The organism is Enterobacter nematophilus (assembly GCF_026344075.1).
Classification (GTDB): Bacteria; Pseudomonadota; Gammaproteobacteria; order Enterobacterales; family Enterobacteriaceae; genus Enterobacter; species Enterobacter nematophilus.
Window position 1 is genome coordinate 361,303 of the sequence record NZ_JAPKNE010000004.1, and the last position, 26,245, is coordinate 387,547.

General features: G+C 51.0%; 26 protein-coding genes, 1 tRNA gene and 1 pseudogene. 10 read left to right on the forward strand and 18 right to left on the reverse strand.

Annotated features, from left to right (window positions below; translation table 11 throughout):
* The first annotated feature begins 9 nt into the window (after window positions 1–9).
* From OSH03_RS14255 to OSH03_RS14270, 4 genes are all read left to right on the forward strand, one after another.
* Window positions 10–693 (forward strand): hypothetical protein, encoded by a 684-nt coding sequence (locus tag OSH03_RS14255; RefSeq protein WP_266179383.1) that lies wholly within the window; start codon window positions 10–12, stop codon window positions 691–693.
* Window positions 686–1,033 carry a hypothetical protein gene (locus OSH03_RS14260; RefSeq protein ID WP_266179384.1) on the forward strand — a complete coding sequence of 116 codons (348 nt, stop codon included), beginning with the start codon at window positions 686–688 and terminating at the stop codon, window positions 1,031–1,033. The genes OSH03_RS14255 and OSH03_RS14260 overlap by 8 nt, the downstream gene beginning before the upstream one ends.
* A 2-nt stretch (window positions 1,034–1,035) precedes the next feature.
* Window positions 1,036–1,515, forward strand: coding sequence for an Hcp family type VI secretion system effector (locus OSH03_RS14265; RefSeq protein WP_266179385.1), 480 nt, complete (start codon window positions 1,036–1,038; stop codon window positions 1,513–1,515).
* Window positions 1,516–1,630: 115 nt separating this feature from the next.
* Window positions 1,631–2,002 (forward strand): hypothetical protein, encoded by a 372-nt coding sequence (locus OSH03_RS14270; RefSeq protein ID WP_266179414.1) that lies wholly within the window; start codon window positions 1,631–1,633, stop codon window positions 2,000–2,002.
* 73 nt (window positions 2,003–2,075) lie between these two features.
* Here the strand turns inward: OSH03_RS14270 and OSH03_RS14275 are convergent, their stop codons facing one another.
* A complete protein-coding gene (locus tag OSH03_RS14275; RefSeq protein WP_266179386.1) occupies window positions 2,076–2,549 on the reverse strand; it encodes a SymE family type I addiction module toxin in 474 nt (157 codons plus the stop codon).
* A 449-nt stretch (window positions 2,550–2,998) separates the two neighbouring features.
* On the opposite strand from OSH03_RS14275, the gene OSH03_RS14280 reads away from it, so the two are divergent.
* Together OSH03_RS14280 and OSH03_RS14285 are read left to right on the forward strand one after the other, a co-directional pair.
* Entirely contained in the window at window positions 2,999–4,012 is a 1,014-nt protein-coding gene (locus tag OSH03_RS14280) for an HNH endonuclease (RefSeq protein ID WP_266179387.1), read from the forward strand.
* On the forward strand, window positions 4,012–4,596 hold the full coding sequence (locus OSH03_RS14285; protein WP_266179388.1) for a class I SAM-dependent methyltransferase: 585 nt from the start codon (window positions 4,012–4,014) through the stop codon (window positions 4,594–4,596). Before OSH03_RS14280 ends, OSH03_RS14285 begins: the two co-directional genes overlap by 1 nt.
* A 37-nt stretch (window positions 4,597–4,633) precedes the next feature.
* Here OSH03_RS14285 and OSH03_RS14290 read toward each other — a convergent pair whose 3' ends face one another.
* From OSH03_RS14290 to OSH03_RS14325, 8 genes are all read right to left on the reverse strand, one after another.
* A complete protein-coding gene (locus tag OSH03_RS14290; protein ID WP_266179389.1) occupies window positions 4,634–5,068 on the reverse strand; it encodes a hypothetical protein in 435 nt (144 codons plus the stop codon).
* Window positions 5,065–5,766, reverse strand: coding sequence for a hypothetical protein (locus tag OSH03_RS14295; protein ID WP_266179390.1), 702 nt, complete (start codon window positions 5,764–5,766; stop codon window positions 5,065–5,067). The genes OSH03_RS14290 and OSH03_RS14295 overlap by 4 nt, the downstream gene beginning before the upstream one ends.
* 183 nt (window positions 5,767–5,949) lie before the next feature.
* A complete protein-coding gene (locus tag OSH03_RS14300) occupies window positions 5,950–6,579 on the reverse strand; it encodes a hypothetical protein (RefSeq protein ID WP_266179391.1) in 630 nt (209 codons plus the stop codon).
* A gap of 235 nt (window positions 6,580–6,814) precedes the next feature.
* On the reverse strand, window positions 6,815–7,381 hold the full coding sequence (locus OSH03_RS14305) for a hypothetical protein (RefSeq protein WP_266179392.1): 567 nt from the start codon (window positions 7,379–7,381) through the stop codon (window positions 6,815–6,817).
* 867 nt (window positions 7,382–8,248) lie between these two features.
* Entirely contained in the window at window positions 8,249–9,757 is a 1,509-nt protein-coding gene (locus OSH03_RS14310) for a class I SAM-dependent DNA methyltransferase (protein ID WP_266179393.1), read from the reverse strand.
* Complete coding sequence (locus OSH03_RS14315; protein ID WP_266179394.1) at window positions 9,754–10,542, reverse strand: HNH endonuclease family protein; 789 nt, start codon at window positions 10,540–10,542, stop codon at window positions 9,754–9,756. The genes OSH03_RS14310 and OSH03_RS14315 overlap by 4 nt, the downstream gene beginning before the upstream one ends.
* A complete protein-coding gene (locus OSH03_RS14320) occupies window positions 10,542–12,227 on the reverse strand; it encodes an AAA family ATPase (protein ID WP_266179395.1) in 1,686 nt (561 codons plus the stop codon). Before OSH03_RS14320 ends, OSH03_RS14315 begins: the two co-directional genes overlap by 1 nt.
* A gap of 3 nt (window positions 12,228–12,230) precedes the next feature.
* The gene (locus tag OSH03_RS14325) at window positions 12,231–14,009 is read right to left on the reverse strand and encodes a restriction endonuclease subunit S (RefSeq protein WP_266179396.1); all 1,779 of its coding nucleotides are present in this window, start codon (window positions 14,007–14,009) and stop codon (window positions 12,231–12,233) included.
* Between the two features lie 419 nt (window positions 14,010–14,428).
* Between OSH03_RS14325 and OSH03_RS14330 the strand changes: the two are divergent.
* A pseudogene (locus OSH03_RS14330) lies at window positions 14,429–14,638 on the forward strand (transposase); the annotation flags it as partial.
* 154 nt (window positions 14,639–14,792) lie between these two features.
* Here OSH03_RS14330 and OSH03_RS14335 read toward each other — a convergent pair.
* From OSH03_RS14335 to rraB, 4 genes are all read right to left on the reverse strand, one after another.
* Window positions 14,793–14,877: transfer RNA gene (locus tag OSH03_RS14335), tRNA-Leu, on the reverse strand.
* Window positions 14,878–14,982: 105 nt separating this feature from the next.
* On the reverse strand, window positions 14,983–15,705 hold the full coding sequence (locus tag OSH03_RS14340) for a topoisomerase II (protein ID WP_266179397.1): 723 nt from the start codon (window positions 15,703–15,705) through the stop codon (window positions 14,983–14,985).
* 30 nt (window positions 15,706–15,735) lie between these two features.
* Window positions 15,736–16,494: a tRNA isopentenyl-2-thiomethyl-A-37 hydroxylase MiaE gene (gene miaE, locus OSH03_RS14345; RefSeq protein WP_048225408.1), complete on the reverse strand. Its 759-nt coding sequence runs from the start codon at window positions 16,492–16,494 to the stop codon at window positions 15,736–15,738.
* 46 nt (window positions 16,495–16,540) lie between these two features.
* Window positions 16,541–16,966 carry a ribonuclease E inhibitor RraB gene (gene rraB, locus OSH03_RS14350; RefSeq protein WP_008501374.1) on the reverse strand — a complete coding sequence of 142 codons (426 nt, stop codon included), beginning with the start codon at window positions 16,964–16,966 and terminating at the stop codon, window positions 16,541–16,543.
* A 99-nt stretch (window positions 16,967–17,065) separates the two neighbouring features.
* Here rraB and argL point away from each other — a divergent pair, with 99 nt between their 5' ends.
* From argL to xynR, 3 genes are all read left to right on the forward strand, one after another.
* Complete coding sequence (argL, locus tag OSH03_RS14355; RefSeq protein WP_213328991.1) at window positions 17,066–17,161, forward strand: putative translational regulatory protein ArgL; 96 nt, start codon at window positions 17,066–17,068, stop codon at window positions 17,159–17,161.
* Window positions 17,131–18,135 carry an ornithine carbamoyltransferase gene (gene argF / locus OSH03_RS14360; protein WP_266179398.1) on the forward strand — a complete coding sequence of 335 codons (1,005 nt, stop codon included), beginning with the start codon at window positions 17,131–17,133 and terminating at the stop codon, window positions 18,133–18,135. The genes argL and argF overlap by 31 nt, the downstream gene beginning before the upstream one ends.
* Window positions 18,136–18,273: 138 nt before the next feature.
* Window positions 18,274–19,035 (forward strand): DNA-binding transcriptional repressor XynR, encoded by a 762-nt coding sequence (gene xynR, locus OSH03_RS14365; protein WP_266179399.1) that lies wholly within the window; start codon window positions 18,274–18,276, stop codon window positions 19,033–19,035.
* Here xynR and OSH03_RS14370 read toward each other — a convergent pair.
* The 5 genes from OSH03_RS14370 to OSH03_RS14390 all read right to left on the reverse strand — a co-directional run bounded on the left by OSH03_RS14370 (window position 19,020) and on the right by OSH03_RS14390 (window position 25,832).
* Window positions 19,020–20,630, reverse strand: a complete 1,611-nt coding sequence (locus tag OSH03_RS14370; RefSeq protein ID WP_266179400.1) for a glycoside hydrolase family 43 protein — start codon at window positions 20,628–20,630, stop codon at window positions 19,020–19,022. The genes xynR and OSH03_RS14370 overlap by 16 nt on opposite strands.
* A gap of 11 nt (window positions 20,631–20,641) precedes the next feature.
* A complete protein-coding gene (locus OSH03_RS14375) occupies window positions 20,642–22,024 on the reverse strand; it encodes an MFS transporter (RefSeq protein ID WP_266179401.1) in 1,383 nt (460 codons plus the stop codon).
* A 226-nt stretch (window positions 22,025–22,250) separates the two neighbouring features.
* Window positions 22,251–24,218 (reverse strand): xylonate dehydratase YagF, encoded by a 1,968-nt coding sequence (yagF, locus tag OSH03_RS14380; RefSeq protein WP_266179402.1) that lies wholly within the window; start codon window positions 24,216–24,218, stop codon window positions 22,251–22,253.
* Between the two features lie 14 nt (window positions 24,219–24,232).
* A complete protein-coding gene (gene yagE, locus OSH03_RS14385) occupies window positions 24,233–25,141 on the reverse strand; it encodes a 2-keto-3-deoxygluconate aldolase (protein WP_266179403.1) in 909 nt (302 codons plus the stop codon).
* 238 nt (window positions 25,142–25,379) lie between these two features.
* On the reverse strand, window positions 25,380–25,832 hold the full coding sequence (locus OSH03_RS14390) for a YhcH/YjgK/YiaL family protein (protein ID WP_266179404.1): 453 nt from the start codon (window positions 25,830–25,832) through the stop codon (window positions 25,380–25,382).
* Window positions 25,833–26,245 lie beyond the last annotated feature (413 nt).

Genomic DNA, 26,245 nt, shown 5'->3' on the forward strand with positions numbered 1-26,245 from the left:
AGGATTATTATGGCTGATGTAGAAGATATAGCCCGGAGATTATGCAACATTATCGCTTCTCCTGATACAGTTACTGGGCTTATAAATGGAGGGTTATCTGTACCGCTAGATTATGGATATCTGGTTTATGGAATCTTTGACACGGATACCAGATATGCTCGTGAAACTCAACGCATACGAATGATTACTGCCATAAAAAATGACATTTTGAATTACGAGAATATTGTCAGCGCCGTCAAAGTTATACTTAAAGAATTCAACAGATATTTAACGGAAGCGGAGCAGGATAAAATATACAGATCTGTAATGACTTCAATTGCAGGCAGAGTATCAACAAATATTATTGCATCAACTATCGCGAAGCATGTTATTGAAAGAACGTCCTTCACGTTTATTGTTTTTAAAGGGAAAGGCAACCCAATCACGGCACTGAGCACACTCCTTTTGTTTGGGGGGATGGCTGAACGCTCAATCAGAACGTCTGAAAGACTCAAAGCCGAAGCCCCAGAGGTATATCAACTTCTGAGGTCCAGAGACTATGACCTGCTTTATTTTCTGTTCGCTGATGCCGTTCAGCCTTTCGTAGATGCCATCCATGCAGGTTATTCAGAAGGAAAACCTGTATTTATTCAGATCATGAAGAAAGTTAATGAAAAATTAACTGCACACACTACGGAAGGCGCGTATGAGTAAATTTATTATCCCAATTATAAATCTGCTGCTTTGCTCATATTTAGTTTTAGCCTATATCCTTTGCTGGGTAGAATTCGAAACCTGGCATGATAAAACAATCGCCTTTTGCATCATTACCATAAGCGCTTACATTATTTCATTGGTAATGAATAAATTACTGCCAGGAAAGATATACCTTTTTGGCGGGATCCTGGATGTGTTATCAGGTCCCTTACTTATCATCGGTGCATTTGCTTGTATAGCAGTCCTTGAACCATGGCCGCTGAAAATCATTGGCTTATTCATATGGGTCGTGGCGATGTTACGCCTACCTTCTTTTTTAAATATAGATGAGGAATAATCATGTCAAATCCAGCATATCTTTGGTTAACCGATGCTAATGGCTCACCAGTCGTAGGAGGTTCCATGGTGTCCGGTAGGTTAGGCGCTATTGAATTAAAGGCGGTCGCTCATCACCTCACCATTCCTGTGAGTGGAAATACAGGCCGACTAACAGGTACCCGTGTACATACACCAATTGCCGTCCAGAAAGAGTTTGATAAAACAACACCGGTTCTAATCAGGGCACTGTGTGAAAACCAAACGCTAAAATCGGCTACGATCAAAATGTATCAAATTGATGATGCAGGAATCGAGAGAGAATATTTCAACATTATCCTGGAGAATGTAAAAATCACGGGTATCACGCCAAATCTGTTCCCGAATTCTGGAACAGGAACGCATACAGAGACGCTCGAGCTAAGATATGAGGCAATCACCTGGAAACACTGTGACGGGAATATCGTTTACAGAGATGCCTGGAATCATATGGCGATAGCCTGAACTGACTTTAATATTTCTCGGGCCGAGGTAACTTTGTGCCTGCCGGTCCGACCAAGCGGAGCACAGTCAGGAAGCGCTGGTGAATATTTCCATCGCTTTAAAGGAGAGCATCATGATGGAACCCACTATCTCACAAGTCATTGAGGTTGTTCGAAACTCCTCAGGTGAGCATCGTAAACCTATCGATAGCAATACGTTGATTGAGGCCGATTTGCATATTTGCGGTATGGACGGCGAAGACCTACTGGAAGACTGCGAAGAAGCGTTTGGCGTTCAGCTTGCCAAGGAAGAAGATGGCTATATGACAACGTTCTCTCTCGCAGAGAATGAGTATCTGTTTACGGGTGAAGGTATAGACTTTTTTGGCATCTGTCGGTTTATGCGCTGGGTACGTGGCATACCCGAACCTGTTATACGCGATTTAACCGTCGGCGAACTTCATGCTGTGCTGGTTAAAGCTGTGAAAAAGCAGGTAAAGCACGAGTGATTTTTACTTACAACGGGCATGGGATGATATGCCCGTTTTATTACTTAAGGGTTACATTAGATGGGAAGCACGATTACTCCGACATCGCCTTCCCTGTTCCACGCTTAACAGCCGGTATATCACCGGTATCATTCAGCGCTCCCGGAAACGTCTTCAACCACTGCGCGACTTTCTTTTTATTTATATTCACCACACTCATACCTTCCAGGCATCCCCATAATTCTCTTGTATGTTGTGGAGTGATCACAATGCAGTCTTTCATGGCGCGGATTTTTACGGGCATGCCGTTTATAAAGCCCGCACGGGTTAACCACTCGCCGCCTAGCAGAAGATATTTCATGTCTATGCGAGCATAGAGTTCGCAGCAGGCGGCACTGTCCTGCGGCGTTTCTGCGCGGGGGTGAATGGGTGCCGCGTTGGGCTGGTTGCCATGAAGGCGGCGGGCGCTGTTTTTGCGTACCAGCTCGCGGTTTTCAATCATGCCGGAGAAAGCGTCTGATTCTGTTTTGCAAACAGTAAACTCTGGCTTAAAATTCGTCGCAGCCATATACAACTCCTATCAAGTTGGTTGTGGTTAGCGGTATGGGGGTGTTGCAGCACCTTCATATCGCGAGTTCTCTCTTTAAATATTCCTTGATACTTCCTTTGCCGTACGGCGTAATTTCTGGTGACCATTATACAGGGCTGAATATAAATACAGCGGTTTTGGGTGGGGTAAATTTGGAATGTGCGAGGGGGATTCAGGAAATAGGGTTTTAATTCGAGAGATGACAACGCTTCGGCTGGAAATCACTTCAACTCACCTCCTCCAGATATCTGTTCGTTCGCAAATCTGGCGCTAATGCCGCATCGGTTGCCTCCACACCTTTCTCACATATCTCTCAAAAATTCATCAAACCGATAGATTAACGATTTACATCACTCTGATTTTGTTATGTGATCCTGTTACAGGCTTTAGTAACGCCCTGCCCAGCCAACCGTAACAGGACTTCATCGATGGAATTTTATCAGGCCGATCCGACGCTTGAGAACTACTGGCGTGGTGTGATCCTCTTTGGAAGGAACGTCGCATCTTACAAATTTGCGCTGGCGTCGGCGTTGTATGAAGTGGATAAGACGGGCAGCGATTTGATTACGCTCGACCAGCTTGCCGTACCGTTCAGCCACTATCTTTGCGAGCATCTGAAGCATGCGCCAAAACAGATCACCTCCCGCAGCAGCCAATTTCTGGAAACCTGTCTGAAGTTCAACCGAGGTGAAATCACCCACGCCCAGCTCATTGAAGCGACGGTGCGCCTGGGCTTTAACAACGTGATTGATGCCTTTCACTACGTGAACCAGGGTGAGATCGATAAACGTTTTTTCCTTGATGAGCGCAAAACCCACAACGGGATCCGCCTGACGGATAACTTCTATTCACTGGGCGAACGCCTGCAGTATAAAAACCTCGCCTTTGAAACCAATGCCCGCTGGAACCTGGTGGAACAGGCCTGGTCGATGGGGATTTCGCGTAACCTTGTGGGCGTGGAGTTCGATGAAGATAATCAGCTGTTGTTCACGAGGGTGAACGCGCGGCGCGTAGACATCACCAGCTGCCGCGACAGCCTGAATGGGTACCAGAAAGGACGGTGTTTTTACTGCTTCAAGCCCATCAGCCTGGTACCGGGAGACGCAGAACTGGCGGACGTCGACCACTTTATTCCCTGGTCTGCACGCCATGAAGTGAGCAATATTAACGGGGTATGGAACTTAGTGCTGGCCTGTCGATGTTGTAACCGTGGCGTTGAAGGCAAGTCGGCACGCATTCCCGAGCTCAGGCTCCTGCAGCGGTTACACACCCGCAATGAGTATTTTATTCAGAGCAAACTGCCCTTACATGAGACGATTGTTCTACAGACAGGGCAACGTCCTGAAGCACGGAAAAGCTTTCTTCAGCGTAACTGGCAGGCCGCGCTGAACAAACTTATCCATACCTGGAAACCCAACGCGGAAGGCGAGGCAACGTTTTAATGACATTTCACTACTATCAAAACCACGCGCAGGATTTCTTCGATGGCACAGTCAATGTCGATATGACCCCGCTATACGAGGCCTTCACCCAACATCTGCCACACGTTGCACGGGTTCTGGATGCGGGTTGCGGTTCAGGCCGGGACGCAAAAGCCTTTCATGAGATGGGTTATCAGGTGGATGCTTTTGATGCCTCTTCCGCGATGGTGGAGCTGGCAAGGCAACATACCGGGTTACCCGTGAAGCTGACGACGTTTTCAGAGATCGACTGTAAAGCGCAGTACGATGGGATCTGGTGCTGTGCCTCTTTGCTGCATGTCCCCTCTTCTGAGTTGCCTGCAGTGATGCAGAAGCTTGCGGATGCGCTTAAGCCTAGCGGAGTCTGGTACGTGTCGTTTAAGTATGGCAATGGTGAGCGCGTGCAGGGTGAAAGACGGTTTACGGATCTGGATGAAGAGGGGTTGCGGGTGTTGCTGAGGGCGGTTCCGGGAATAGAGATATCTTTGCTTTGGGCGACTCAGGATAACCGCCCGGACAGGGATGAGACATGGCTGAACGGGATATTACGAAAAAACGCCGCTTGATCATCAGGCGGTGCTAATCGACATGGAGTAAGTGAGTTCAGTAATTCATCACCTTGGTCAGCTCAACTTCACCCGTAGCGGCATTAAAGTACAAATAGAAAATGTCCCCTTTTAACTGATCGGGTTTTGACCAAATTTCCTTATCCCCCAGGCGACGCTTTTCCTTCGTGTATCCCAGCGTTTCGAGATACACGCGCAACGGTGCTGCACCAGTGGCCCCTTTAAAAAAGATGCTATTTGAAGGGGGATAACCATCGCCTGGATGCGCCTCGAAATAGTAATCGTGCGTGATACGCGGGGCGTTTTCAATATCCTTGTCAGTCAGCGTGTGGTAGTGGAAAAAGTCATTTTCTGTGTAAACAGTCGCTTCATCAGAACCCGATGCCACGAGCCAGACAAACAGCCATCCGAGAATAAAGACGGTGGCGACCGAGAGTGCACACCACTTCAGGATTTTTAAAAGCATTGTCATAGCTTAGCTCCCATGAACGAGAGCGATGTCCCATCGTTTGTAATGACCTTCACCACTTCGGATGCAAAATCATCCCACGGCCTGAGCCAGGTCATAAAATGCGGAAGATTGACCGTGTACGGCTGATGCCGCACACACGGGTCCTGTGGATCAGGAAAGAGAATCGGGCGAAAGCCATGGTTTTTATGGGAACCGATAGCGCCGTAGTAATCCCAGCGGCGAACGGCTGATTCATAGCTCACGGGTTTGAGACGGTAGCCGTACCGACCTGGAATAATTGCCCGATAGAAACCGAACAGGTCAGAAACTAGATCCTCACCGCTAAAGCCGCTGTCCGTATACCAGGAGAATGATCGCAGACTTTGCAGGCCTTCAAATCTGGATGCGGTGTTCATCATCATCGCCAGCATGATTCTGTTAATGTCTTCTGTGCTCCGGCCACGCTTAATTTCCCAATGAGAGAACTTCCCGACGCCGAGCCGTGATTTGAATTTTAAGACGCCCATATCTTGCCGATACATGACGGAATAAGATGGCTTACCGCTACGCTCTCCTTCAACGAATTGACGTTTGAGCGCCGCCACGTCATTGCCACGGGCATGTCCCATATCAAGCCAGCCTAACGCCTCGGTGTAGACTATTCCTCTGTCGAGAACGTCAAAGAGTGCCCCATCCTTAATCTCTCTTCTGGTGCTCATGCTTACATCTCCATATGTAGTCTAACGGGCTATGTTATAGGCGATTTTTTTGGCAGTCCAGACTATAGTCTTCTTGAACTACTTAAGCTTGTTTTTGCTCACTTCATAAAGTATTTAATGGCACATGAAATTCCATTGATATCCTGATGTTTAAAATATTTATTTCCCAAATTTAGTTAAATATTAACGTAAAAAATTCCGTCGAAAAAATGTGTTTGTCTTCGATTTGGTCAACTCATAAAAATCGCTGGACATTTTGTCAAGCAGCTGTTTTCGAAGTGTATCAGCATCTTTTTGCCATTTGCTTAGCTGTCGAACGAATACCTCACAATCTTCTTGTGTTCTGCACTGATCCTTTAAATCTTTAACAATATCACCAGCACGTGTAATCATAAAAAAATCATAAATATCGTTTTGCAGCTTCGTAACAATAGCTTCCCATTTTTGCCATTCATGATAATGGTGGAAGCGTAAGCCGTGTTCGCATCTTCGTCCTTTTTCCTTATCTGGAGCCCATTTGCTGTCATCTAGTAGGTCCTTATCTTCGGTAAATACTTGAACAGGAATCCAGGCATTTGAATCAGCCTGAGTAACTTCTAAGAGCCGAGACTGAACAAGCCCACTAATGCCACCTGCATAGTTGATAAGTTGTGATAAGACCTCGTCACATTCAGCAGAGAGCTTCTCCAGCCGGTCTATACGGATCTCAAGCTCTTTCTTACGAATTTCGCGGTTAAGCGTAAACCTGGCAGTAAGCCAGACAGCTAGAAGTGAAGCTATCGGAGTCAATAAATCTTTCAATTCAAATTCCATTCTTATCTCTCATTACATCTTAAGGGGTATTTTAATGTATTTCACTGATACTAAAGGCATTCAAGTTTCTAAGTACATCCCTCGAACACCACGAAAGATCCTCTTTCCTCAAAATTTCATTTACTACATCCTCTTTGAATGGGATCTCCAGCAGGAACGAAGCTGGTCTTTCAAGATTTGGAACAATAATTTTACCGTTACTAACCCAATGAGCCTCCAGCCTAACATTGAGATTTCACCATTCAACGTCCCGGCGGGCCCTATCTTTCTTAAGACAATAAAAAAATGCAGATTTACCATTAGGTGTTGGATGATTGTCCATCAGCATTAAAAGAAGAGGGATGCCCCATTCTGGGAGATAGCTATAGCGCCAGATCCCAAAGCTATCAGCTGTCCTGACCAATCGAATAAACGACTTTTGATCAAGCTTTCCTTTTCCTCCTCGTAATGAGCGACAAACAATCCAAGCCTTACACAGACTATCGAAGGCCATAAATTGAGCACGACGAGTTCTGGCTTGCTCTGTAGTTGCAGTACTGTCATTCCCAGAAAAACCACTAAAACGGCGTGTTTCAGCACTTAGTGGGCAAAACTCTCCATTCTCTGGAGGAGTAGAATGCGAAAACCTGGGGCGATAATTGGGGTTAGGTGTTACCAGTCCACTATCATGCACCGGTCTTTCACAAGCGAGGCAACGTAATGGAGGATAACTATCCCGAATGATTCCCTTAACTCTTTGCGCAAAATCATTGATATTGGTTTCAATCCAATCATTATTATCCAGAATTTCTGCTTTATTCATACTTTCAAATTTCCAATATTGTTGCTCCTGAACTACCAACACGCTCAGGATTACAGGTAAAAAAGGTAAAGCAAGTCATTTTTCACTATAAAAAGAAGCATCAAAGTTTAGCCCATTATCCCATTATTAGCTTTTCTATTTACTGACTAACCCATAACTTCTTTCAGAGACGAGTATTGACCCCGATACGTCGTATTACCAAACATCTGGCGGTAGTGGAATGCAACTATCCGGCCAAATTGAGCACACGATTAATGACAATGACGTATCTGAACAGACAAAAGTTGGGCATACCTCGCCGTTTTTCTCGGACTTTTCACGAGAAAGCCAGTGGGCTAGGCTATGTCATTCTTACAATCAGCAGACTCAATATGAAAGCGCTGAAAATATAATGATAAAACGCGCAGCAAGCTAGCCGGCGTAATATTCCAGATCGATCAGGTCATACGATTATAATGGTAGGATACCACCAAACGAATCGGAAAAACGTTACTGGAGGAATTTTAAAATGATGGCCAGTTGTAGTTGACTAATATTATACCAGCAAAGTCTGCCACTTCCCGGAGAATTAACCGAGAATATTCTCAAGAAGTTAATGAAGCAATATATTGGCTATATACTAAAGCAGTCTAAGGAAACCGAGCCTCTAAAGCAGATTTATTGGATTTTAAGAAATCGTAATTACAATAATGTAGCCAAATTTAACTATCACATGCATGATACATAAGGCCTTCATTGTGTGAGAAGGCCTTAATATTGTAAATGGACAGGTTAAATTTTAGCTAAATCGGTTCTAAAATATGTAGCCACTAATATACCAGTTCCCCCTCATCTTTGCCTAGCTTTTTTAATACCAAACATACTTACTTAATTTTCACTAGCTGGAAGATTACTAGCTACCATACGAAATGAACTTAATGCAGCTTCTAGATGCTCGATTATCTCATGTTGTAGCACGTCCGGCGGTGGCATATCATCCAGGCTATCTAAACTATCATCTTTTAACCAAAAGATATCAAGATTAGCTTTATCGCGCGCAACCAACTCTTCATAAGTAAAGTATTTAAAACGTGCGTTTTCTTGTCGTTCGAGACGATTTTTAGGGTTATAGGAGATTACGAATTCCTGCAAATCATGTAACTTTAGAGTATGTGTCTTTAAAGTGAAATGCTTGTTAGTGCGCAAATCATAGAACCAGATGCCTTTTGTATGAACTTGCCCATCTCTCGGCTTGGAATCAAAGAAAACTACGTTAGCTTTCACTCCCTGTGCGTAAAAGATGCCAGTAGGAAGCCGTAATATTGTGTGAACATCGCAGTTTTGCATTAACTTACGACGGATTTTTTCACCAGCCCCACCTTCAAATAATACATTATCCGGCAAGACAACCGCAGCTTTTCCATCTATCTTTAACATACTCATTATGTGTTGCAGAAAGTTAAGCTGTTTGTTTGAAGTTGTTTCCAAAAAGTCTTGGCGCTCGTATGTTAACGCATCACGCTCTTCTTCCCCTTCATCATTAGTGATGGTCAAACTGCTCTTTTTTCCAAATGGCGGATTAGCTAAAACATAATCGACCTTAATTTTTGGTTCTGAAATCAAAGCATCAGATCGATCTATAGCTGGTTCAGCGTATAATTCTCCAATGTTGTGTAAAAAAAGATTCATCAGACACATACGTCGTGTGCTTGGGACTATCTCATTCCCATAAAAGGTCCTTTCTCGCAAAAACTGTGCTTGTTTTTTATTAAGTTTAGGCACATCACGCTGCAACCAGTTGGTATTTTCTTTCAACCAGTTACCCGAACCTGATAACCATTCGTTTGCAACTAAGAAAAACCCGCCAGTACCGCAAGCAGGATCTGCAATTGTTTTCAACGGTTCAGGTTGTATACAAGCAACCATTGCTTGAATGATCGCGCGTGGAGTAAAATACTGACCAGCGCCACTTTTAGTATCCTCTGCATTTTTTTGTAGCAAACCTTCATAAAGCTCTCCCTTTGTATCAGTATCTAAGTTAATCCAGCTTTCAGCATTAATGAGCTGGACTAAACGAGAAAGCTTAGCTGGATCTTGGATCTTATTCTGAGCTTTGTAAAAGATTGCACCCAGCATACCCGGTTCATGGCCCAACTTGTGCAGGATGGCTAGATAATGGGCCTCTAAATGCTCGCCAGTTTTACTACTAAGGCTGCTCCAGTCATAGCCTTTGGGGATTTTCGTGTCCTGACGATAAGGTTTTTGCGAGTATTCGTATGCTAGTTTCAAAAAAAGGAGATAAGTTAACTGCTCTAAATAATCGCCATACCCTACGCCATCATCGCGCAGAGTATTACAAAAGCTCCAAAGTTTCTGAACAAGTGTGTTTGCGTTCATAAAAGCCCCTCAACCCAAGGCTTATCTCGATGTGTGCCAATGGCAGCTCGAAAAAAACCTGCGTATTCATGATTTGTTGATAGATGTTCTTGCAAATGTGATATGACTGCAGGCTGATTGCCAGCACAACGAATTAAATCATCCAGTACACGCCAAGCGTTTCTTTTAATTTCTGGAGTATTCCATTCATTAAAACCAAGTAGATCAATTGTATAACGAGCTCTTTGAAATTCCCATGTTCCAAGTGAAGCAGTTGGCTTCACCTCACCATCAATACCATGCGCTAGTAGCTCTGTATCAGCTTGTACACAAGGATCTAAAAGTTTTGGAAATTCTCGATTTAAGTCTTGCTCAGGTAATGAGCAACGTTGTGCTTCATCCTGAATCGGGAATTCATTAGATTTACCGTAGTTCGTTCCTGCTTCACTTTTTTCGGGACGATTACACCGCTGGCATGAAAGCCGAAAATTCCACCATTCGTAAGCCAACCAATAGTAACCATCATGCCCAGTTAAACCCACTCTATCGATTGTAATGCCTAATTTTGGACGAAAATGGTCGACATCGAAGGGGGCTCTCGTGCTCTTCGCTTCACAATACCAGCATTTATCGCAGCTCAACATTGATAGCCATTTCTTTAATCTCCCCCAACTACCATGGCTTTTAATATATGTAGAACGAAGCTCTTGGGTGGTTAACTCTCGAACTTTTGCGATTCTTCCTAAATAAATTTTATTCCAGTGTGTAGGTAGGTTAGGAGGAGTAGGAATATGTATGAAAATCATTATTTATCATCCTGCAAATTACGAAGCAAGCTTTGCACTAAAACCTCCATAGCTTTTTGCTTGTTCTCAGGAGTAAGAATTGCTTCATTAGTAATAGAATCTGAAGAGAGATCAAAGCGGGCACGAAGAAATTCTTGTTCGAGCCGATCCCTTGAAGCAAAATTAAAGTCAAGACCTTCAAGGCGTTGACGAATATCTCTTAAATGCTCACGCTCTGCGTCATTGAGAGGATCCTTCTGTGTAGAAAGTCGATGCAATTCCAGAAGATCATTATTGGTTGCCTTATCCAGACTGCTACCCAAGCCGAACATATCGCTGGTAACAATTCCAGCAAACCCCATTCCTTTTGGATCGACTGCTGGATTTTCCGCGCGTACGGCACCGCTGCCGAATTCGCGATACAATATTTGGACCTGCTCCCTAACTAGTTCAGCAATAGCAAGTGGGTTATGAGTTGTCAGTACAATATGACTGTTATTATCTCCAGTGTCATTTTGTCCAATAAACGACCTCAGGTAGTTTAAATATTGTACACTCCATCGAGGATTCAGATGTGTATCGGGCTCATCAAGTAAAAAAAGACTTTCATCCTCAGCAGTAAAACGGAGCAAGCCTAGTACTGTTAATAACTGCTGCTCCCCCTCACTCAGCTCGCGAAAAGTTACACTGCCATCATTTTTTTTAAGGCGGACCCGAATTTTAACCTCTTCGATCAGTTCCGAAACGTAGGTGCTTTCTAAGTCTCTAAAGAACTGTGCGGGAGCCTGATCGCCGACAAGACTACGTAACGCGTTAATATCTTTTACATACAAGTATTTGAATTGTAGTGTTTTTTCGTTCCATAGTGAGACTGGTATCCGTCTTGAGATTTCAATTGGTGCTAATGCAATATCATTTAGGCGTGACAAGAAATCCCGCACAACTCCGCGCGCATTCCAAAATCGAGCATCGCTATCAGTTGCGTTAGACTTCCATGGTGGTTGACGCAATACGAATAGCACGGACTCAATACCTTCATTAGAGTCGAGCCCTAGATGTTCATCTAAAAAAACTCTAACACTTTCAGATTGTTGTATCAAAAATGCTAATAGAACGAACTGGCTATGCACGGGCATGGCATAAAACAATCGTTTTAAGCCTGGATCCTCGCCTTTACGTAATTTGCTATCGTAACTTTCCAAGTAAGGGCGGAAAACCTCATGCATTCGAGTGCTTTCACCTGAGTAATAGCTAAAAACATAGCGTGGTAAATACTCAGTATCAGCATTCAAAAATGCCGTTAGTCTAAGCTTTTTACCACATAGAGCTTGTATGGTCTTATCATTATCAGGGGGATCTATCGCGTCATATTTACCTTTTACTTCATCATCAGTTGCCACATGAATAATGTAAGGTTCTTTTATTCGATCTGGGTCAGCATTTATAAAAATATGTCTCATTCCACTACCACTACCCATCCGATACGCTAACTGAAAGGCAAAAAGCGGCTTTCGTTTTCTAGCTATCAAATCACGGAAAATAATAGCTAATGCTTCCAACACATTTGATTTTCCAGTTCCATTCCAGCCAATCACAACTGTAACCCAATGGTCCTGATTGAAATCGATTGTGATATTTTTCAGATTCTTGAACTGATGAGTAGGACTATCTTTACTACTACCTAAAATAAGCTTATCTAAGCGCATGAATTAGCCCACTAATTTTATTCGATCAGTAATTTTTCGCCCTTGTGAATCCACTACTGGCTCGACCGACAAGCGATTACTCTTATCTAATGTCCGTAACTCAGCATATAACACCTCGATTTCCGCGGTGCTAGCATGATCCGCAACACCACAACGATGGAATGCCTCTTGAGCTGTCAACCAATCCCCGGCCTCGCTCAACACATCAACTAATTTCATTCCCACAGTGGCCACCTCCTTTTTCATCTTATTTTTCCGTGACTTAATCACTTTTTTTTGTGAGTTTTTCTGAGTAAATATGCGTTCCATTAATAAATGGACACTTTCGTCTCTAGGATCTTGTGGTGTTAGCTGGCCAGAGAATGCAGTTCGCAGAATATTTTTTCGCTGGGCGGAACATTGTTGAAGCGAAAGATCAATGGAAGCCAATTGTGCACGAATATTGTTCTCAGCTTCTCCAATCATTCTCACAATCATTTTTTGCTCATCGACAGGTGGTACCGGAATTGTTAGATTGCTAAAACGACCAAGACTTACTTTTTTTTGAGCAACTCCTTGAGTCATTGGCCCTATTTGTCGCTTCCCGATGTTCGAGTTAAGCACAATCTTTAAGAAAAATGGATTCATAAGTGCTTCATTACAGCGAATTTTTATGCAGTCCGCAGTAATAACTGCGAGAGGTTGACTGTCTGGATATACGTCAGCATCTCCCGGAGGTTCTCCCATTTTTGTGACCAAGACATCGCCTGCAACCACACTATGCGCATTCAATTCTTTTGCTTTGTCCTGCGATATAAATTTAGTGAACTCGCCACCATAATTACCCGAACGAATATTACGTACAAAAACCAACGGTACACCGAAGTCACGATAATCAGATACTTTAAGATTGCTACCAAATGGTCCTATAGCAAGACTGTGCCGTTCATCGGATACAATCTGCTGCACATTTGCCCATTCCCAAGCACTTGGTAGTTGCGACAGATTAGCCATACCGGGTCGTAAAAAGTCCGGAGATTCTTTCTGCCAACCTTTAATTGGTTTCTTACCTTGCTCAGTAATTTTGGCTAGTTTACCGCCCTCCCAATGAGAACGACGTTCATTCAGAACATCATGAACTAACTGAACTCCGTTTTTTTCAATTCTATGATTTTCTCGCCATTTTTCTGTAAGCCCTCCATTAGCAGCAACATTTAGTAGGGATTGGCGGTATTGGAGAAGCTTCTTACGCGCAGTTTTAAGCTCCTCGACTCCGGCATCAAGAACGGTGAGTAATTCTTCAATTTTTTCTACAATACGGGCTTGCTCGGCAGTGGGAGCAAGAGGAAACGGAATTAACGCAGCTTTTGCTCCAGATAACTCTAAAAAAGTTGTCCCGCTCGCTAAGCTTTCTGCATGACTTTTAGCTAACGTAAGCCAATAGTAAACGTAATCAGAGAGTACTCCTTGTGCTGGAATGAAACTCTTGAAACCTTGATTTGTAGTAACTGGTCTAGATGCTATCGCAACATAACCAATGGGAGCTCGGGAGCTGAACAGCACTGTTCCTTTAGGTAGCCAACGAGCTCCCGACTCTTCAAACCCCAGCTTTGAAATTGATCGAACTCCACCAGAAATATGTTTTTCGGAGTACCCAGACAAATCAGCAGGCGTGATCCAAGGAATAGAGCCCTCAAAATTTTTCGGGTTTTTGGTGCTTGGAGTCCCTCCACCAACAACCTCAGCAACATTCCCCATTGTTGTCCAGAGCCATGTATCGGGGATTTGCCATAGTTTGCTCACGCCACCCATTCCTTATTTAACACTATTATCATAATATTCATCTTCTTACAGAAGATAGCGACAACTTATGTAGCACACTCTTGTTGGTCATTTTATAGTAAAATCGGTCATCTAAATCAATTCTAGTGTGTTAACTCTGCCCACTTGCTGCTGTACGCATGCTTTAAAGGCATAGCACCAGATTCTCGATACAATCGCTTCCCAAATGGTTAAAGCGAAAGAACAATAGTAGCCGAGTAGCATTTTGCATGCCAAAGCCAGTGCTGATTATCCAAGCAATACGATGTGCAGATTATAACAAAGTTAACAACCGCCGCCGATAGAGTTCATCAAAAGGAGTCAGTTTGTAGTTGCATAGTGAATTTGGCCACCTGAGTAGAGGTGATATCATCGCCTCATAGTCAAAAATAGGTGACATTATGACCGGACGTAACAGACGCAATTTTAGCCCTGAGTTTCGCCTTGAAGCTGCCCAGCTTGTACTCGATCAGCATTACACCGTTGCCGCTGCTGCCACTGCAATGAATGTCGGCAAATCCATGATGGATAAGTGGGCCCGCCAGTTGAAAGAAGAGCGAGCGGGCAAATCACCCATAACTTCACCCATGACACTTGAGCAGATCGAAATACTTGTTGACCACTACAGTTCTGTCCTCACAAGCGGCTTGATGTGTATTGACTCAGATTAACGTCTGGTGAAAGGAATATAGCGGATAGCCTTATGTGGCGCTGATTTCAGACACAAAAAAAAGCCGCTCTTAAGCGACTTTGATTTGCATCTTTTGGTGCCGAAGGCCGGACTCGAACCGGCACGTATTTCTACGGTTGATTTTGAATCAACTGCGTCTACCGATTTCGCCACTTCGGCACTGAAGGGGATGCGGAAACGTTGTGGATTATACCTGTCGCGCGCCGCCATGCAAGCGACGACGCGCGAAACCCGCGCTAAGTGCCCAAAAAACCAGCGCTACCTTCAGTCCAGCTCAGACACCGCCAGCCGAATCACCCCCGCAGCCTTCTGCTCCGGCAGCGCCAGCACCTTCGCCCACATCTCCTGCACCATATCGCAGGAGAGCTTCTCTTTGCCCGCCGCCTTCTCCGGCATCTGCAGCAGCTGGATATCCTCGCCGTACTTATCGGCAAGCGCCTTCATAATCGGTCGCACATCCTCGACAGCCGCCTCGCGTTCGGCCGGGGTCACGGTGTGGCGGTTTTTGCCGTAGGCCGCGCGCATCATGTCGGCGTCGGCCTGCATGCGCCGCGTCATCAGGTCTTTATCCAGCATGCGCATCGGGTTTACGCCGCCCTTTACCGTCGGGTAGAGGAAGCGGAAGCAGGCGTCGTCGCTCACCTTCTGGATGGCGGCGGTCTGCTCCATATTGATGGTCATGTAGTTCACCACGTTGGCGTCCGGGGCGTTTTGCAGGCGCGACATCTGCAAATGCAGGATCTGCGGCTGGATGGTGTCGATAATCTGCTGCTCCGGCTCGCCGGCCTTTTGCAGGGCGGCCATCTGGTCAAGAATGCGCTGGTGCAGCACAGGCTCTTGCTCCTTAATCACCTGCCAGGCGGGCATCGCGTTAAGGGCAGTATCAATTTGCGCTTCCGGAGCGCGCTGCCTGTCGAAGAAGACCCAGAACGCCACGGCGGCAGCCGCGACAACAACAATGACCGTACTGATCCACGTTTTTTTCATCTCGCATCCTTATCCTTGCGTTATGCCGGTTTACACCGGCACGCCGCTGTGGAAGCGAAACTCGTTGTCCGGTGTCGAGATAAGTGTGGCTTCAATTTCGCCAAAATGCTGTATGCGCGGTGAGATATCGTCGTCGCTCACCTGCTGGGCCAGCGTCAGGTAGTCCTGATAGTGGCGCGCTTCCGAGCGCAGCAGCGAGAGATAGAACTTCTGCAGATCGTCGTCGAGGAACGGGGCCAGCGCGGCGAAGCGTTCGCAGGAGCGGGCTTCGATGTAGGCGCCGCAGATGAGCTTGTCGATCAGCGTCAGCGGTTCGTGGGTGCGCACTTCCTTCAGCATCCCTTTGGCGTAGCGGCTGGCGGTGATTTTGACGTACGGAATGTCGCGGGCCAGCATCGCCTCACGGACCTGCCAGAAGTGGTGCAGCTCCTCTTTAATCAGCAGCACCATGCTGTCGATGAGCGCCTGGCCCCACGGGTCGTCGGTTTTGGGCATTACGCTTTTGCCAATCTGCTTGTGCAGGGCGATGAAGTCCGGCTCCGGGCCGTCGCGGAAGGTGAACTGTTCGTAGGGCTTGAGCCAGTCGAGCAGGGCGTCGGCACCGCTTTCGTCGGCGACGTATTTACGCACCAGCAGCAGCGCGGTCTGGGCGGCCTTGAGCTCGCACACCATGTGGTCGGTGAGCAGCAGCGGCAGGTTCGCCGGGTCGCGGGCTTTATCAATCCATGCTTGCGGGGTCGGGCACTGGAGGAAGTTGAGTACGGGGGCGAGTATCTGCGGGTAATCCATGGTTCTGCCTTGAAAAAGCGGTGGCGCGCGCCACCGCCTGAAACGCTTAGTGACGCACGCCGTCGTCGTCTTCGTCGACGTAATCTTCGTCGTCGCCTTCTTCGCCGTCTTCACCGTTCGGATCTTCGAAGTAGGTTCCCCAGCCGTCGTACTCCACGTCAAACTTCTCGGCCAGGTTCATCAGCTGTTCTACCTGCGCGTCGATCAGCTCCGCCTTCAGCGCGCCTTCGCTCAGGATGTCACAGCAGATGACGGTGTCGCCCTCTTCCACTTCCAGCTCTTCCGGCTCGGTCACTTCGTAACCCAGCTTGAAGGCTTCCACGGCCATTTTTTCCAGCGCGTCGAAATCATCCGCAGAGAAATGGTGCTCGATGGTGTACAGCGCGTCCGGATCGCTACCGTCTTCCAGCAGCTCTTCAATAATCAGACGCGTCTCTTCGCGTTGCTCTTCCAGTAATTCCGGGTTTGCCATGGCTCAATCCTCTTTAAAGTGCGGCAGATACTTCTATTTTCACACACGGACGGGTTTGCCTCCACCTTTGTTGGAAAGATTTGTGAAACGGGGTTGCAAATGAATAATTACACATATAAAGTGAATTTTAATTCAATAAGTGGCGTTCGCCATGCGAGGATAAAATGTCCGATTTATACAAGAAACACTTTCTGAAACTGCTCGACTTTACCCCTGCACAGTTCACTTCTCTGCTGACCCTTGCCGCACAGCTCAAAGCCGATAAAAAAAATGGCAAGGAAGTACAAAAGCTTACCGGTAAAAACATCGCGCTCATCTTCGAAAAAGACTCGACCCGTACACGTTGCTCTTTCGAAGTTGCCGCATTTGACCAGGGCGCGCGCGTCACCTACTTAGGGCCGAGCGGCAGCCAGATCGGGCATAAAGAGTCAATTAAGGACACCGCGCGAGTGCTCGGGCGGATGTACGACGGCATTCAGTATCGCGGCCACGACCAGGAAGTGGTCGAAACGCTGGCGCAGTATGCGGGCGTGCCGGTGTGGAACGGGCTGACCAACGAGTTCCACCCGACCCAGCTGCTGGCGGACCTGCTGACCATGCAGGAGCACCTGCCGGGCAAGGCGTTTAACGAGATGACGCTGGTCTACGCGGGCGACGCGCGCAACAACATGGGCAACTCAATGCTGGAAGCGGCGGCGCTGACCGGGCTGGATCTGCGCCTGGTGGCCCCGAAGGCCTGCTGGCCGGAAGAGAGCCTGGTGGCGGAGTGCAGCGCGCTGGCCCAGAAGCACGGCGGGAAAATCACCCTGACGGAAGACGTGGCGGCGGGCGTGAAGGGCGCGGACTTTATCTATACCGACGTGTGGGTGTCGATGGGCGAAGCCAAAGAGAAGTGGGCGGAGCGGATTGCGCTGCTGCGCGGGTATCAGGTGAACGCGCAGATGATGGCGCTGACCGGCAACCCGAACGTGAAGTTCCTGCACTGTCTGCCGGCGTTCCATGACGACCAGACCACGCTCGGCAAGCAGATGGCGAAAGAGTTCGATCTGCACGGCGGAATGGAAGTGACGGACGAGGTGTTTGAGTCGGCGGCGAGCATCGTGTTCGACCAGGCGGAAAACCGGATGCATACGATTAAGGCGGTGATGGTGGCAACGCTTGGGGAGTGATTGGGTCCTCTGCGCGCTGGTGCCCTCACCCCGGCCCTCTCCCACAGGGAGAGGGAGAACATCGGCTCCATTTCATTGATTTTTCACCCCGAAAAAGGTACGTTTTCGCCTTAATTCCAGCGTGGACATGCCAGCATTATGCCGATTATTCAGTCTGTTGAACGTGCGTTGCAGATCCTCGACCTGTTCAACGAGCAGGCCACCGAGCTTAAGATCACCGACATCAGCAAACTGATGGGGCTGAGCAAGAGTACCCTCCACTCGCTGCTGAAAACCCTGCAGCTTCACGGCTATATCGATCAGAACCCGGAGAACGGTAAGTATCGCCTCGGCATGAAGCTGGTTGAGCGCGGCCATTTCGTCGTGGGCTCCATCGATATTCGTCAGAAGGCGAAAGGCTGGCTGACGGAGCTGTCCCGGCGGACCGGGCAGACCACCCATCTGGGGATCCTGGACGGGCGTGAAGGGGTCTATATCGAGAAGATTGAAGGCAAGCTGGCCGCCATCGCCTATTCGCGCATTGGCCGCCGCCTGCCGGTTCACGCCACCGCCATCGGCAAGGTGTTGATTGCGTGGCTGGGCGAGGCCGAGCTGAACGCCCTGCTGGAGGGCTATCAGTACACCACCTTTACACCCGCGACCCTCGCCTCTCGCGAAGCGTTAATGGCCGCCCTGGCGCAGACCCGCGAGCAGGGTTTTGCCCTGGACAGCGAAGAGAACGAGCAGGGCGTGCGCTGCGTGGCGGTGCCGGTGTGGAACCACGAATCCCGCATCATCGCCGCCTTGAGCCTGTCGACGCTGACCTCCCGCGTGGACGATGCCGAGCTGGCCCGCTTCCGCGAGCAGCTTCAGCAGGCCGGGCTTGAGCTCTCACGCGCGCTGGGCTATACCGGCTCGTAGGTGAAGTAGTCGAAGTCCGCGTGGCAGCCGTCGCCGCTGATGTCCTCGCAGTGCAGCCCCACAAACGCGCCGGTGAAGAAGCCGCGCCCGCCGATGTAGTCGTCCGACAGCTTCCACGCCTCATAGGTTACCGGCACGGCGTGCCACGTCTCGCCGTCGAACGAGTAGCTGTAGCGGTAGACCAGCGTATCCACATCCACCCGCAGCCAGACGCTCTGCGCACTCTCCGGCACCGGAATGGGCCGCTCGTGCAGCGGCCATGACGGCACGTTGTGGTCGAGCTGAATAACCTTGATGGTTCTCCCCTGCCCCTCCTCGTAGTCCACAAAGCAGTAGCTCCAGTTTTTGCTGTTGTAGTAGCAGGTCAGCCCCGCGCTCTGCTGGAAGTGAACCGGCGAGAACTGCATCCGCGTCTCGGCCCGGAAGGCGAAGTGCTGCCAGCGTCGCGCCACGGTCGACTGGGTGAAGGTCGAGTTGAGCGAGTCGTTGCCGTAGAGCCGTAAATAGCCCGGGCGCGCGCTGAGCGAGCCGAGGGTGTCATCGAACGGAATGCGCAGGGTCTGCAGTTCCGGGTCAAGCGTGCTGCCGTCGAAGTCCTCCCGCCAGTTGCCCTGAATGGATGCTGGCTGCTCCGCCATCTGCGGGCCTTTCACGGTCAATTGCGCGTGCTTGCCGCCTTCCACGAACGGCCAGCCGTCGCGCCACTCAATGCGGGCGATGCCGGTCTCGCGCCCCAGCGGGCAGTAGCCGCGCCCGCCGGCGGCCAGCAGCGGCACGCCGGGCAGGCGCAGCGGACGGCTGGTGAGGTAGGCCATGTACCATTCTCCGGTGTGGGTTTGCAGCAGCGAGCCGTGGCCGCTTTTTTGCAGCGGGTTCTCCGGCAGATGCCAGCTGGTCATCATCGTCACGTCCGGGTGCAGCTCGTATGGCCCGTCGATATTTTTTGAACGCAGCACCACGACGGCGTGCTCGTAGCTGGTCCCGCCCTCGGCGACCATCAGGTAGTACCATCCCGCGTGGCGATACAGGTGCGCGCCTTCGGTGTAGCAGAGCGGCGTGCCGGTAAACAGGGTTTTGCGCTCGGGCGAGAGGGTGCCGGTCTGCGGGTCAAACTCCTGCATCACGATGGTGTTGTGCGGGTTGCTGTGGTGGCGAGGCCCCCACGGGCGGTATAGGTAGTACTTGCGGCCATCGTCGTCGTGGAACAGGGACGGGTCGAACCCGCCGTTGCCCATCGGGATCGGCTCGCTCCACGGACCCTCGATGGAAGGCGCGGTGACGAGGAAGTTGCGGCCGTTTTTCCACGGCGAATCGACAATCTTCACATCGGTGTAGAGCAGCCAGAATTTACCGTCGGCGTAGCTCAGGCACGGCGCCCAGATGCCGCCGGAGTCCGGGTTGCCCTTCATGTCCAGCATCGACACGCGGTCCAGCGGGGTGCTGACCAGCGACCAGTTTTTCAGGTCGCGGGAGTGGTAGATGCGCACGCCCGGGAACCACTCGAAGGTCGAGGTGGCGATGTAGTAGTCCTCGCCCTGACGGCACAGGGACGGGTCCGGGTTGAAGCCGGTAAGTATCGGGTTAGTGATTTCCATATTGCCTCCGGTTAATGGGATGCGGCTGTCGCGGCGTCGGGAACGGCCTCGCCCTGCGCCGCGCGGTGCTTGATCAGCTGCTGGCTGATGGCCTCCACGCGGGCGTCGGTGAGTTTGTAGAACGACAGCATGATGAACATGCCCGCGTAGAGCACCACCGGCACCACGCAGAACAGAATTTTGATGGTGGTGAGCACCTCAACCGGCTGCACGCTGCTGCTGGCGGAGTAGTTCACGTACGCCAGGATCCAGCCCACCACCGCCCCGCCAATCGCCAGGCCAATCTTCAGGCTGAACAGGTAGGTAGAGAACACCAGCCCGTCGAGGCGGCGCCCGCTGCGGCTCTCCTCGTAATCCACCACGTCAGAGGCCATCAGCCACTGCAGCGGCGTGGTGGTGTTAAAGACGAACAGGAACAGGATGTTGAGGGCGAAAATCAGCGCAATGTGCTCCGCCGGGGTGAAGAAAATCAGCAGGCTGATCAGCGAGTAGGAGACGATGATCCACTTGAAGGCGGTGACGCGGTCGAAGCGGCCCAGCAGGCGGGAGGAGCAGAGCGAGCCGAACATGGTGGCGAGGCTGCCGTAGAGTAAAAACTGGGTCGCCATCTCCGGGTGATCCATCACGTATTTCACAAAGTAGAGCGTCGCCCCGCCGCGCACCACGTTGGAGCAGGTCGCCATCATCTTGAACGCGCACATGATCCGCCACTGGCCGTTGCCCAGCAGCAGCTTAAGGTCTTTCGCCACCGACGAGCCCGGCTGAACCTCAAAGGTGTAGCGCTCTTTGGTGGTGAAGAAGCAGACGTAGAGCAGCACCACGCCAACCAGCCCCAGCACGCACATGGCGCCGAAATAGCCCACCTGCTCGTCCCCTTTGCCAATGATGCTCACCAGCGGCAGCGCGATGCCGCTGATGGCGAGCGAGCCCGCCGCCGCCAGGAAGAAGCGCCAGGACTGCAGGGCGTGGCGCTCTTTCGGGTCGGCGGTAATGACGCCCGGCATGGCGCAGTACGGCACGTTAACGAAGGTGTAGACCAGAGTCAGGAGAATGTAGGTCACGCAGGCGTAGATGATTTTGCCCTGCGCGGAGAAATCCGGCGTGTAGAAGGTCAGCACGCAGACGATGCCGAACGGGATGGCGCCCCACAGCAGGAACGGGCGGAACTGGCCGTGCCGCGTGCGGGTGCGGTCCACCAGCAGCCCCATCAGCGGGTCGGTCACGGCGTCGAGCACGCGGGAGACTAAAAACAGCGTGCCCATAATGCCCGCGGAGAGTCCAAACACGTCGGTGTAGAAATAGGCCAGCAGGAACATCGTGGCCTGCCAGACGAAGCCGCAGGCGGTGTCACCCAGCCCGTAGCCAATTTTGTCTTTCATGGTTAATTGCGTCATCAGAATTACACCCTTATGTAGTGTGCTGAATTACAACATCGTGTTAATGGAGTGTAATGAGCTGTTCAATTAACCAGCAATAGTCATATCTTATTTCCGAATTATGTTATTTTGCTTTTGTGACGCCAACGATATATCGCAACCAATTGTTTAAATTAATAAATTACAGACATAGGGAAACCGCCCGCGGAATATTTTCCGCAGACAGTTTTATCTCTGAAAATAATTAAATGCCGAGCGCTTTTTTACCGGCGTTAATTACCTCAATGATTTTATCGGTGTCATAAATACAGCCTTTCCAGGTGCCGCCGCTCACCGACTGCAGTGCCGCCCACAGCCGGGTATCGTCCGGCAAAAAGTCGTGGGCGTGCAGGTCCGGGTGCGTCTGCCGCAGCGCCAGCTCGCGCGCGCCCTCTTCCGGCGTCAGCGGGTTGTCCGCGGTGCCGATAAAGTTCACGCTGCCCGTAAGGGTCAGGCGGTCCACGGCAATCTCGATGATATCGTTATCGCGCAGCTTGCCAATCGGCCCGCCCGCCAGCGCCTCCGGCGACACGTGGCCGAAGCAGGCGCCCGTCGACACGCCCGAGAAGCGCGCATCGGTGATTAACGACACCGTCTTGCCCCACGAGATATGCTTCAGCGCGGAGGTGAGCTGGTAGGTCTCTTCCATGCCGGTGCCGGACGGCCCGCCGCCGATCACCACCATAATATCGCCCCGCTGAATCTCTTCCCGCTTGATGGCCTTAATGGCCTGAGCTTCCGAGACAAACACCCGCACCCGGCCGGTGTGGCGGTAAACGCCATCGTCACCCACCACCGACGGGTCGATCGCCGTGGCCTTGATCACCGATCCTTCCGGCGCGATGTTGCCCGTCGGGAAGCAGACCGTCGAGGTCAGCCCTTTCGCTTTTGCCTTCTCCGGCGGGAGGATCACGTCGTCCGGCTCCACGCCGTCCTGCTCGCGCAGGCACTGGCGGAAGCGCGCCCGGCGCTCCGAGCTCTGCCACCAGTCGAGGTTCTCGCCCACCGTCTGGCCGGTCACGGTCATCGCGTCCAGATGCAGCAGGCCGAGATCGCGCAGGTGGAGCATCACCTCCGGCACGCCGCCCGCGAGGAACGCGCGCACGGTCGGGTGATAGTCCGGGCCGTTGGGCAGCACGCTGACCAGGCGCGGCACTCTGCGGTTGACGCGCGTCCAGTGCTCAACGTCCGGGATCGTGCAGCCCGCCGCGTGGGCGATGGCCGGAATGTGCAGCAGTAAATTCGTCGAGCCGCCGAACGCCGCGTGGATCACCATGGCGTTTTCGATGGCTTTGTCGGTGAGGATATCGCGCGTGGTGATGCCGCGGTTATCCAGCTCGCTCACCGCCCGCGCCGACTGGCGGGCGATCTCCAGCCACACCGCCTGCCCGGACGGGGCCAGCGCGGAGTGCGGCAGCGCCAGGCCCAGCGCCTCCGCCACCACCTGCGAGGTGCCCGCCGTGCCGAGGAACTGACACCCGCCCCCCGGCGACGCACAGGCGCGACAGCCCAGCTCGGCGGCCTCCTGTAATGACAGCTCGTGGTTGGCAAAGCGCGCGCCGATGGTCTGCACCTTGCCCGCGTCTTCCCCCACGGTCGGCGGCAGCGTCGCCCCGCCCGGCACCAGAATGGTCGGCAGGTCGTGCATCGCGGCCAGGGCAATCATGGTGGCGGGCAGCCCTTTATCGCAGGTCGCCACGCCGATCACCGCCCGGCGCGTCGGCAGGGAGCGGATCAGACGGCGAAACACAATCGCCGCGTCGTTGCGGTACGGCAGGGAGTCGAACATCCCGTACGTCCCCTGCGAGCGCCCGTCGCACGGATCGCTGACGAAGGCGGCGAACGGGATCCCGCCGCTGCGGGTGATCTCCTTCGCCGCCGCCTGCATCTGCATGCCGATCTCCCAGTGGCCGGTGTGGTAACCCAGCGCAACCGGACGTCCGTCGCCGGCGCGGATGCCGCCCTGGGTGCCGATGATCAGCACCTCTTTGCCGGTGAGCCTGTTGGCGTCCCAGCCCATTCCGGCGTTCTGCGTCATGCCGAACAGGTTGCCGCTGGGGGATTCCATCAGCATCTGCGGGGTCAGCGGCAGCGCGCCCTGCGGCCCCGCCGCGTGGGTCATCACCGCATAAAACGCGTCGTCCTGTGGGGTGAAAATTTTCTCAATGGTCATCGTTATCGTCCGGCTCAGCAGAGCTTGAGCTGTTGCAGCAGGGTTTTCAGCTGCGCCCTGCGCGGCTCGTCCAGCGGCGATGCGGGCGGCAGCACGTGCGTAGAAATCGGGCGACCGCAGAGCACAATCGCCTCCTTAATCACGTTCACAAACGGCGTATCAAGCTGATACATCTGCGGAATTTGCAGCAGGGTCTGATGATACTCAGCCGCTTTCGCCACGTCCCCGTCGCGCCAGGCTTTCAGAAGATTTACCGAGACCTGCGGGGCAAAGTTGCCGCTGGCCGAGATCGCCCCGTCGCCGCCGAGCAGCAGGGTATTAAAGAGGTGATCGTCGTAGCCGCACAGCACGGTGAAGTGCGGATGGGCGCCTTTGACGGTATGGATCATGCTGCGCAGGTGGGCGACGGAGTCGATGGTGTCTTTGATGCCGATAATATTGCTGCGCGAGTCGGCGAGGGTTTTCACCAGCGCCGGGGTCAGATCCTGCCCGGTCAGCGCCGGGAAGTTATAGAGCATCACCGGCAGCGTGACGCTGTCCGCCACCTGCTCGAAATAGCGGATCAGGTTCGCTTCCGACACTTTCCAGTAGTAGGGGTTAATCACCACGATGCCGTCCGCCCCCGCCTGCTGCGCGTGCTGGCTCAGCTCAACGGTCTCCCGGGCGTTAGTGCCGCCGGTGCCGATCAGCACCGGCACGCGGCGATCGACGCGATCGATAGCAAAGCGGGCAATGGCTTTACGCTCTTCGGCGCCGAGCTGGGAGAACTCGCCGCCGCTGCCCAGGAAGAACAGGCCGTCAACGCCCGCTTTGATGAGATCGTCGATCAGCGCGGCGGTGCCCTGCTTATCAAGCTGACCATCGGCGGTAAAAATGGTGGAGACAGGGGGAATGATTCCCGTGAACAACGCGGACTGCGGCATGTGATCTCCTTGCTGAATCATTTTGTTCTACATTATAGAACAGCGTTCATTAATTTAACGATCATACTATGACGCAGAAAAAGGAGAGGTAAATGGGAAGGGAAGAAGGAGTGCGGGAAATTTAAGCTGGATCACATATTAGAGGGTGCGGCCTGATGCCCTCACCCCGGCCCTCTCCCACGGGGAGAGGGTGTAAAAGTTCCCTCTCCCTGTGGGAGAGGGTTAGGGTGAGGGCAAATTACTCAACCAACATTTTAACGACCACTTTCCTGACCTTAGCAGGTGCTCCCACCGCGCACAGCGGCTTGTGCACTTCGCCCGGGTAAAACACCACAAAATCCCCTTCGTTCAGCACCACGGTTTTCTCCTGCTCGCCTTCCGGCAGGAACGCGATGTCTTTGTCCGCCAGCCAGTCGGTGTCCGGCGCGCCGTGCGGCAGGGTGCTGAAGGTCATCCCTTCCTGACCCTTCAACACAATCTGGATATCCAGATAACGCGCGTGGTACTCGGCGCGGCGCTCGGCGAACGGCTGGGTCGTGTCTTCCGAGACCAGATAGAACAGGCTGTTGCCGTTGATGTCGTGCTTGCCGAGCGGCGTGGCGTCGGTGACGTGGGCTTTAACGTGCTCAATCGCCTGGCGCAGCGCGTCAGGCAGCCAGGACTGCAGATGGTGGATGTTGCCGATAATCATGAGAAACCCCTCAATGTAAAACAACGTTTCATTTTGGTCTTTTATACGAGAGTTAAGCCTGCCATACCAGCCCTTTTTCGATGAGGTTTGCGCCAGCGCATGTTTATCGGGAAAGGTGTTAACCCGCTGTTAATCCTGCCCGGGCAATTATGCAGGGGTTATGCATAACCTCATTTCGCGCGCGCTAAGGCGCTAACATAACCCATTGAAATAAAGCGCTTAATAACAAAACCCACTGCCGTATCACATTTTATGACTTTGATAATTTACGTTATAAACTCATAATTATTTATGGATTTTCCTTAAGTCAAAAATAGTTAATTGTCATTATTGCATAGTCATTCTTTTCATTTTATTTAATCGTTTAAAATCAAATGGATAACTAATAATTACAAAGTGTGTAATTCTACATA

Excerpts from the sequence above, each read along its gene's own strand:
- OSH03_RS14255 (WP_266179383.1), top strand. The coding sequence starts at position 10 with ATGGCTGATGTAGAAGATATAGCCCGGAGATTATGCAACATTATCGCT.
- OSH03_RS14260 (WP_266179384.1), top strand. The coding sequence starts at position 686 with ATGAGTAAATTTATTATCCCAATTATAAATCTGCTGCTTTGCTCATAT.
- OSH03_RS14265 (WP_266179385.1), top strand. The coding sequence starts at position 1,036 with ATGTCAAATCCAGCATATCTTTGGTTAACCGATGCTAATGGCTCACCA.
- OSH03_RS14270 (WP_266179414.1), top strand. The coding sequence starts at position 1,631 with ATGGAACCCACTATCTCACAAGTCATTGAGGTTGTTCGAAACTCCTCA.
- OSH03_RS14275 (WP_266179386.1), bottom strand. The coding sequence starts at position 2,549 with ATGGCTGCGACGAATTTTAAGCCAGAGTTTACTGTTTGCAAAACAGAA.
- OSH03_RS14280 (WP_266179387.1), top strand. The coding sequence starts at position 2,999 with ATGGAATTTTATCAGGCCGATCCGACGCTTGAGAACTACTGGCGTGGT.
- OSH03_RS14285 (WP_266179388.1), top strand. The coding sequence starts at position 4,012 with ATGACATTTCACTACTATCAAAACCACGCGCAGGATTTCTTCGATGGC.
- OSH03_RS14290 (WP_266179389.1), bottom strand. The coding sequence starts at position 5,068 with ATGACAATGCTTTTAAAAATCCTGAAGTGGTGTGCACTCTCGGTCGCC.
- OSH03_RS14295 (WP_266179390.1), bottom strand. The coding sequence starts at position 5,766 with ATGAGCACCAGAAGAGAGATTAAGGATGGGGCACTCTTTGACGTTCTC.
- OSH03_RS14300 (WP_266179391.1), bottom strand. The coding sequence starts at position 6,579 with ATGGAATTTGAATTGAAAGATTTATTGACTCCGATAGCTTCACTTCTA.
- OSH03_RS14305 (WP_266179392.1), bottom strand. The coding sequence starts at position 7,381 with ATGAATAAAGCAGAAATTCTGGATAATAATGATTGGATTGAAACCAAT.
- OSH03_RS14310 (WP_266179393.1), bottom strand. The coding sequence starts at position 9,757 with ATGAACGCAAACACACTTGTTCAGAAACTTTGGAGCTTTTGTAATACT.
- OSH03_RS14315 (WP_266179394.1), bottom strand. The coding sequence starts at position 10,542 with ATGATTTTCATACATATTCCTACTCCTCCTAACCTACCTACACACTGG.
- OSH03_RS14320 (WP_266179395.1), bottom strand. The coding sequence starts at position 12,227 with ATGCGCTTAGATAAGCTTATTTTAGGTAGTAGTAAAGATAGTCCTACT.
- OSH03_RS14340 (WP_266179397.1), bottom strand. The coding sequence starts at position 15,705 with ATGAAAAAAACGTGGATCAGTACGGTCATTGTTGTTGTCGCGGCTGCC.
- miaE (WP_048225408.1), bottom strand. The coding sequence starts at position 16,494 with ATGGATTACCCGCAGATACTCGCCCCCGTACTCAACTTCCTCCAGTGC.
- rraB (WP_008501374.1), bottom strand. The coding sequence starts at position 16,966 with ATGGCAAACCCGGAATTACTGGAAGAGCAACGCGAAGAGACGCGTCTG.
- argL (WP_213328991.1), top strand. The coding sequence starts at position 17,066 with ATGAATAATTACACATATAAAGTGAATTTTAATTCAATAAGTGGCGTT.
- argF (WP_266179398.1), top strand. The coding sequence starts at position 17,131 with ATGTCCGATTTATACAAGAAACACTTTCTGAAACTGCTCGACTTTACC.
- xynR (WP_266179399.1), top strand. The coding sequence starts at position 18,274 with ATGCCGATTATTCAGTCTGTTGAACGTGCGTTGCAGATCCTCGACCTG.
- OSH03_RS14370 (WP_266179400.1), bottom strand. The coding sequence starts at position 20,630 with ATGGAAATCACTAACCCGATACTTACCGGCTTCAACCCGGACCCGTCC.
- OSH03_RS14375 (WP_266179401.1), bottom strand. The coding sequence starts at position 22,024 with ATGACGCAATTAACCATGAAAGACAAAATTGGCTACGGGCTGGGTGAC.
- yagF (WP_266179402.1), bottom strand. The coding sequence starts at position 24,218 with ATGACCATTGAGAAAATTTTCACCCCACAGGACGACGCGTTTTATGCG.
- yagE (WP_266179403.1), bottom strand. The coding sequence starts at position 25,141 with ATGCCGCAGTCCGCGTTGTTCACGGGAATCATTCCCCCTGTCTCCACC.
- OSH03_RS14390 (WP_266179404.1), bottom strand. The coding sequence starts at position 25,832 with ATGATTATCGGCAACATCCACCATCTGCAGTCCTGGCTGCCTGACGCG.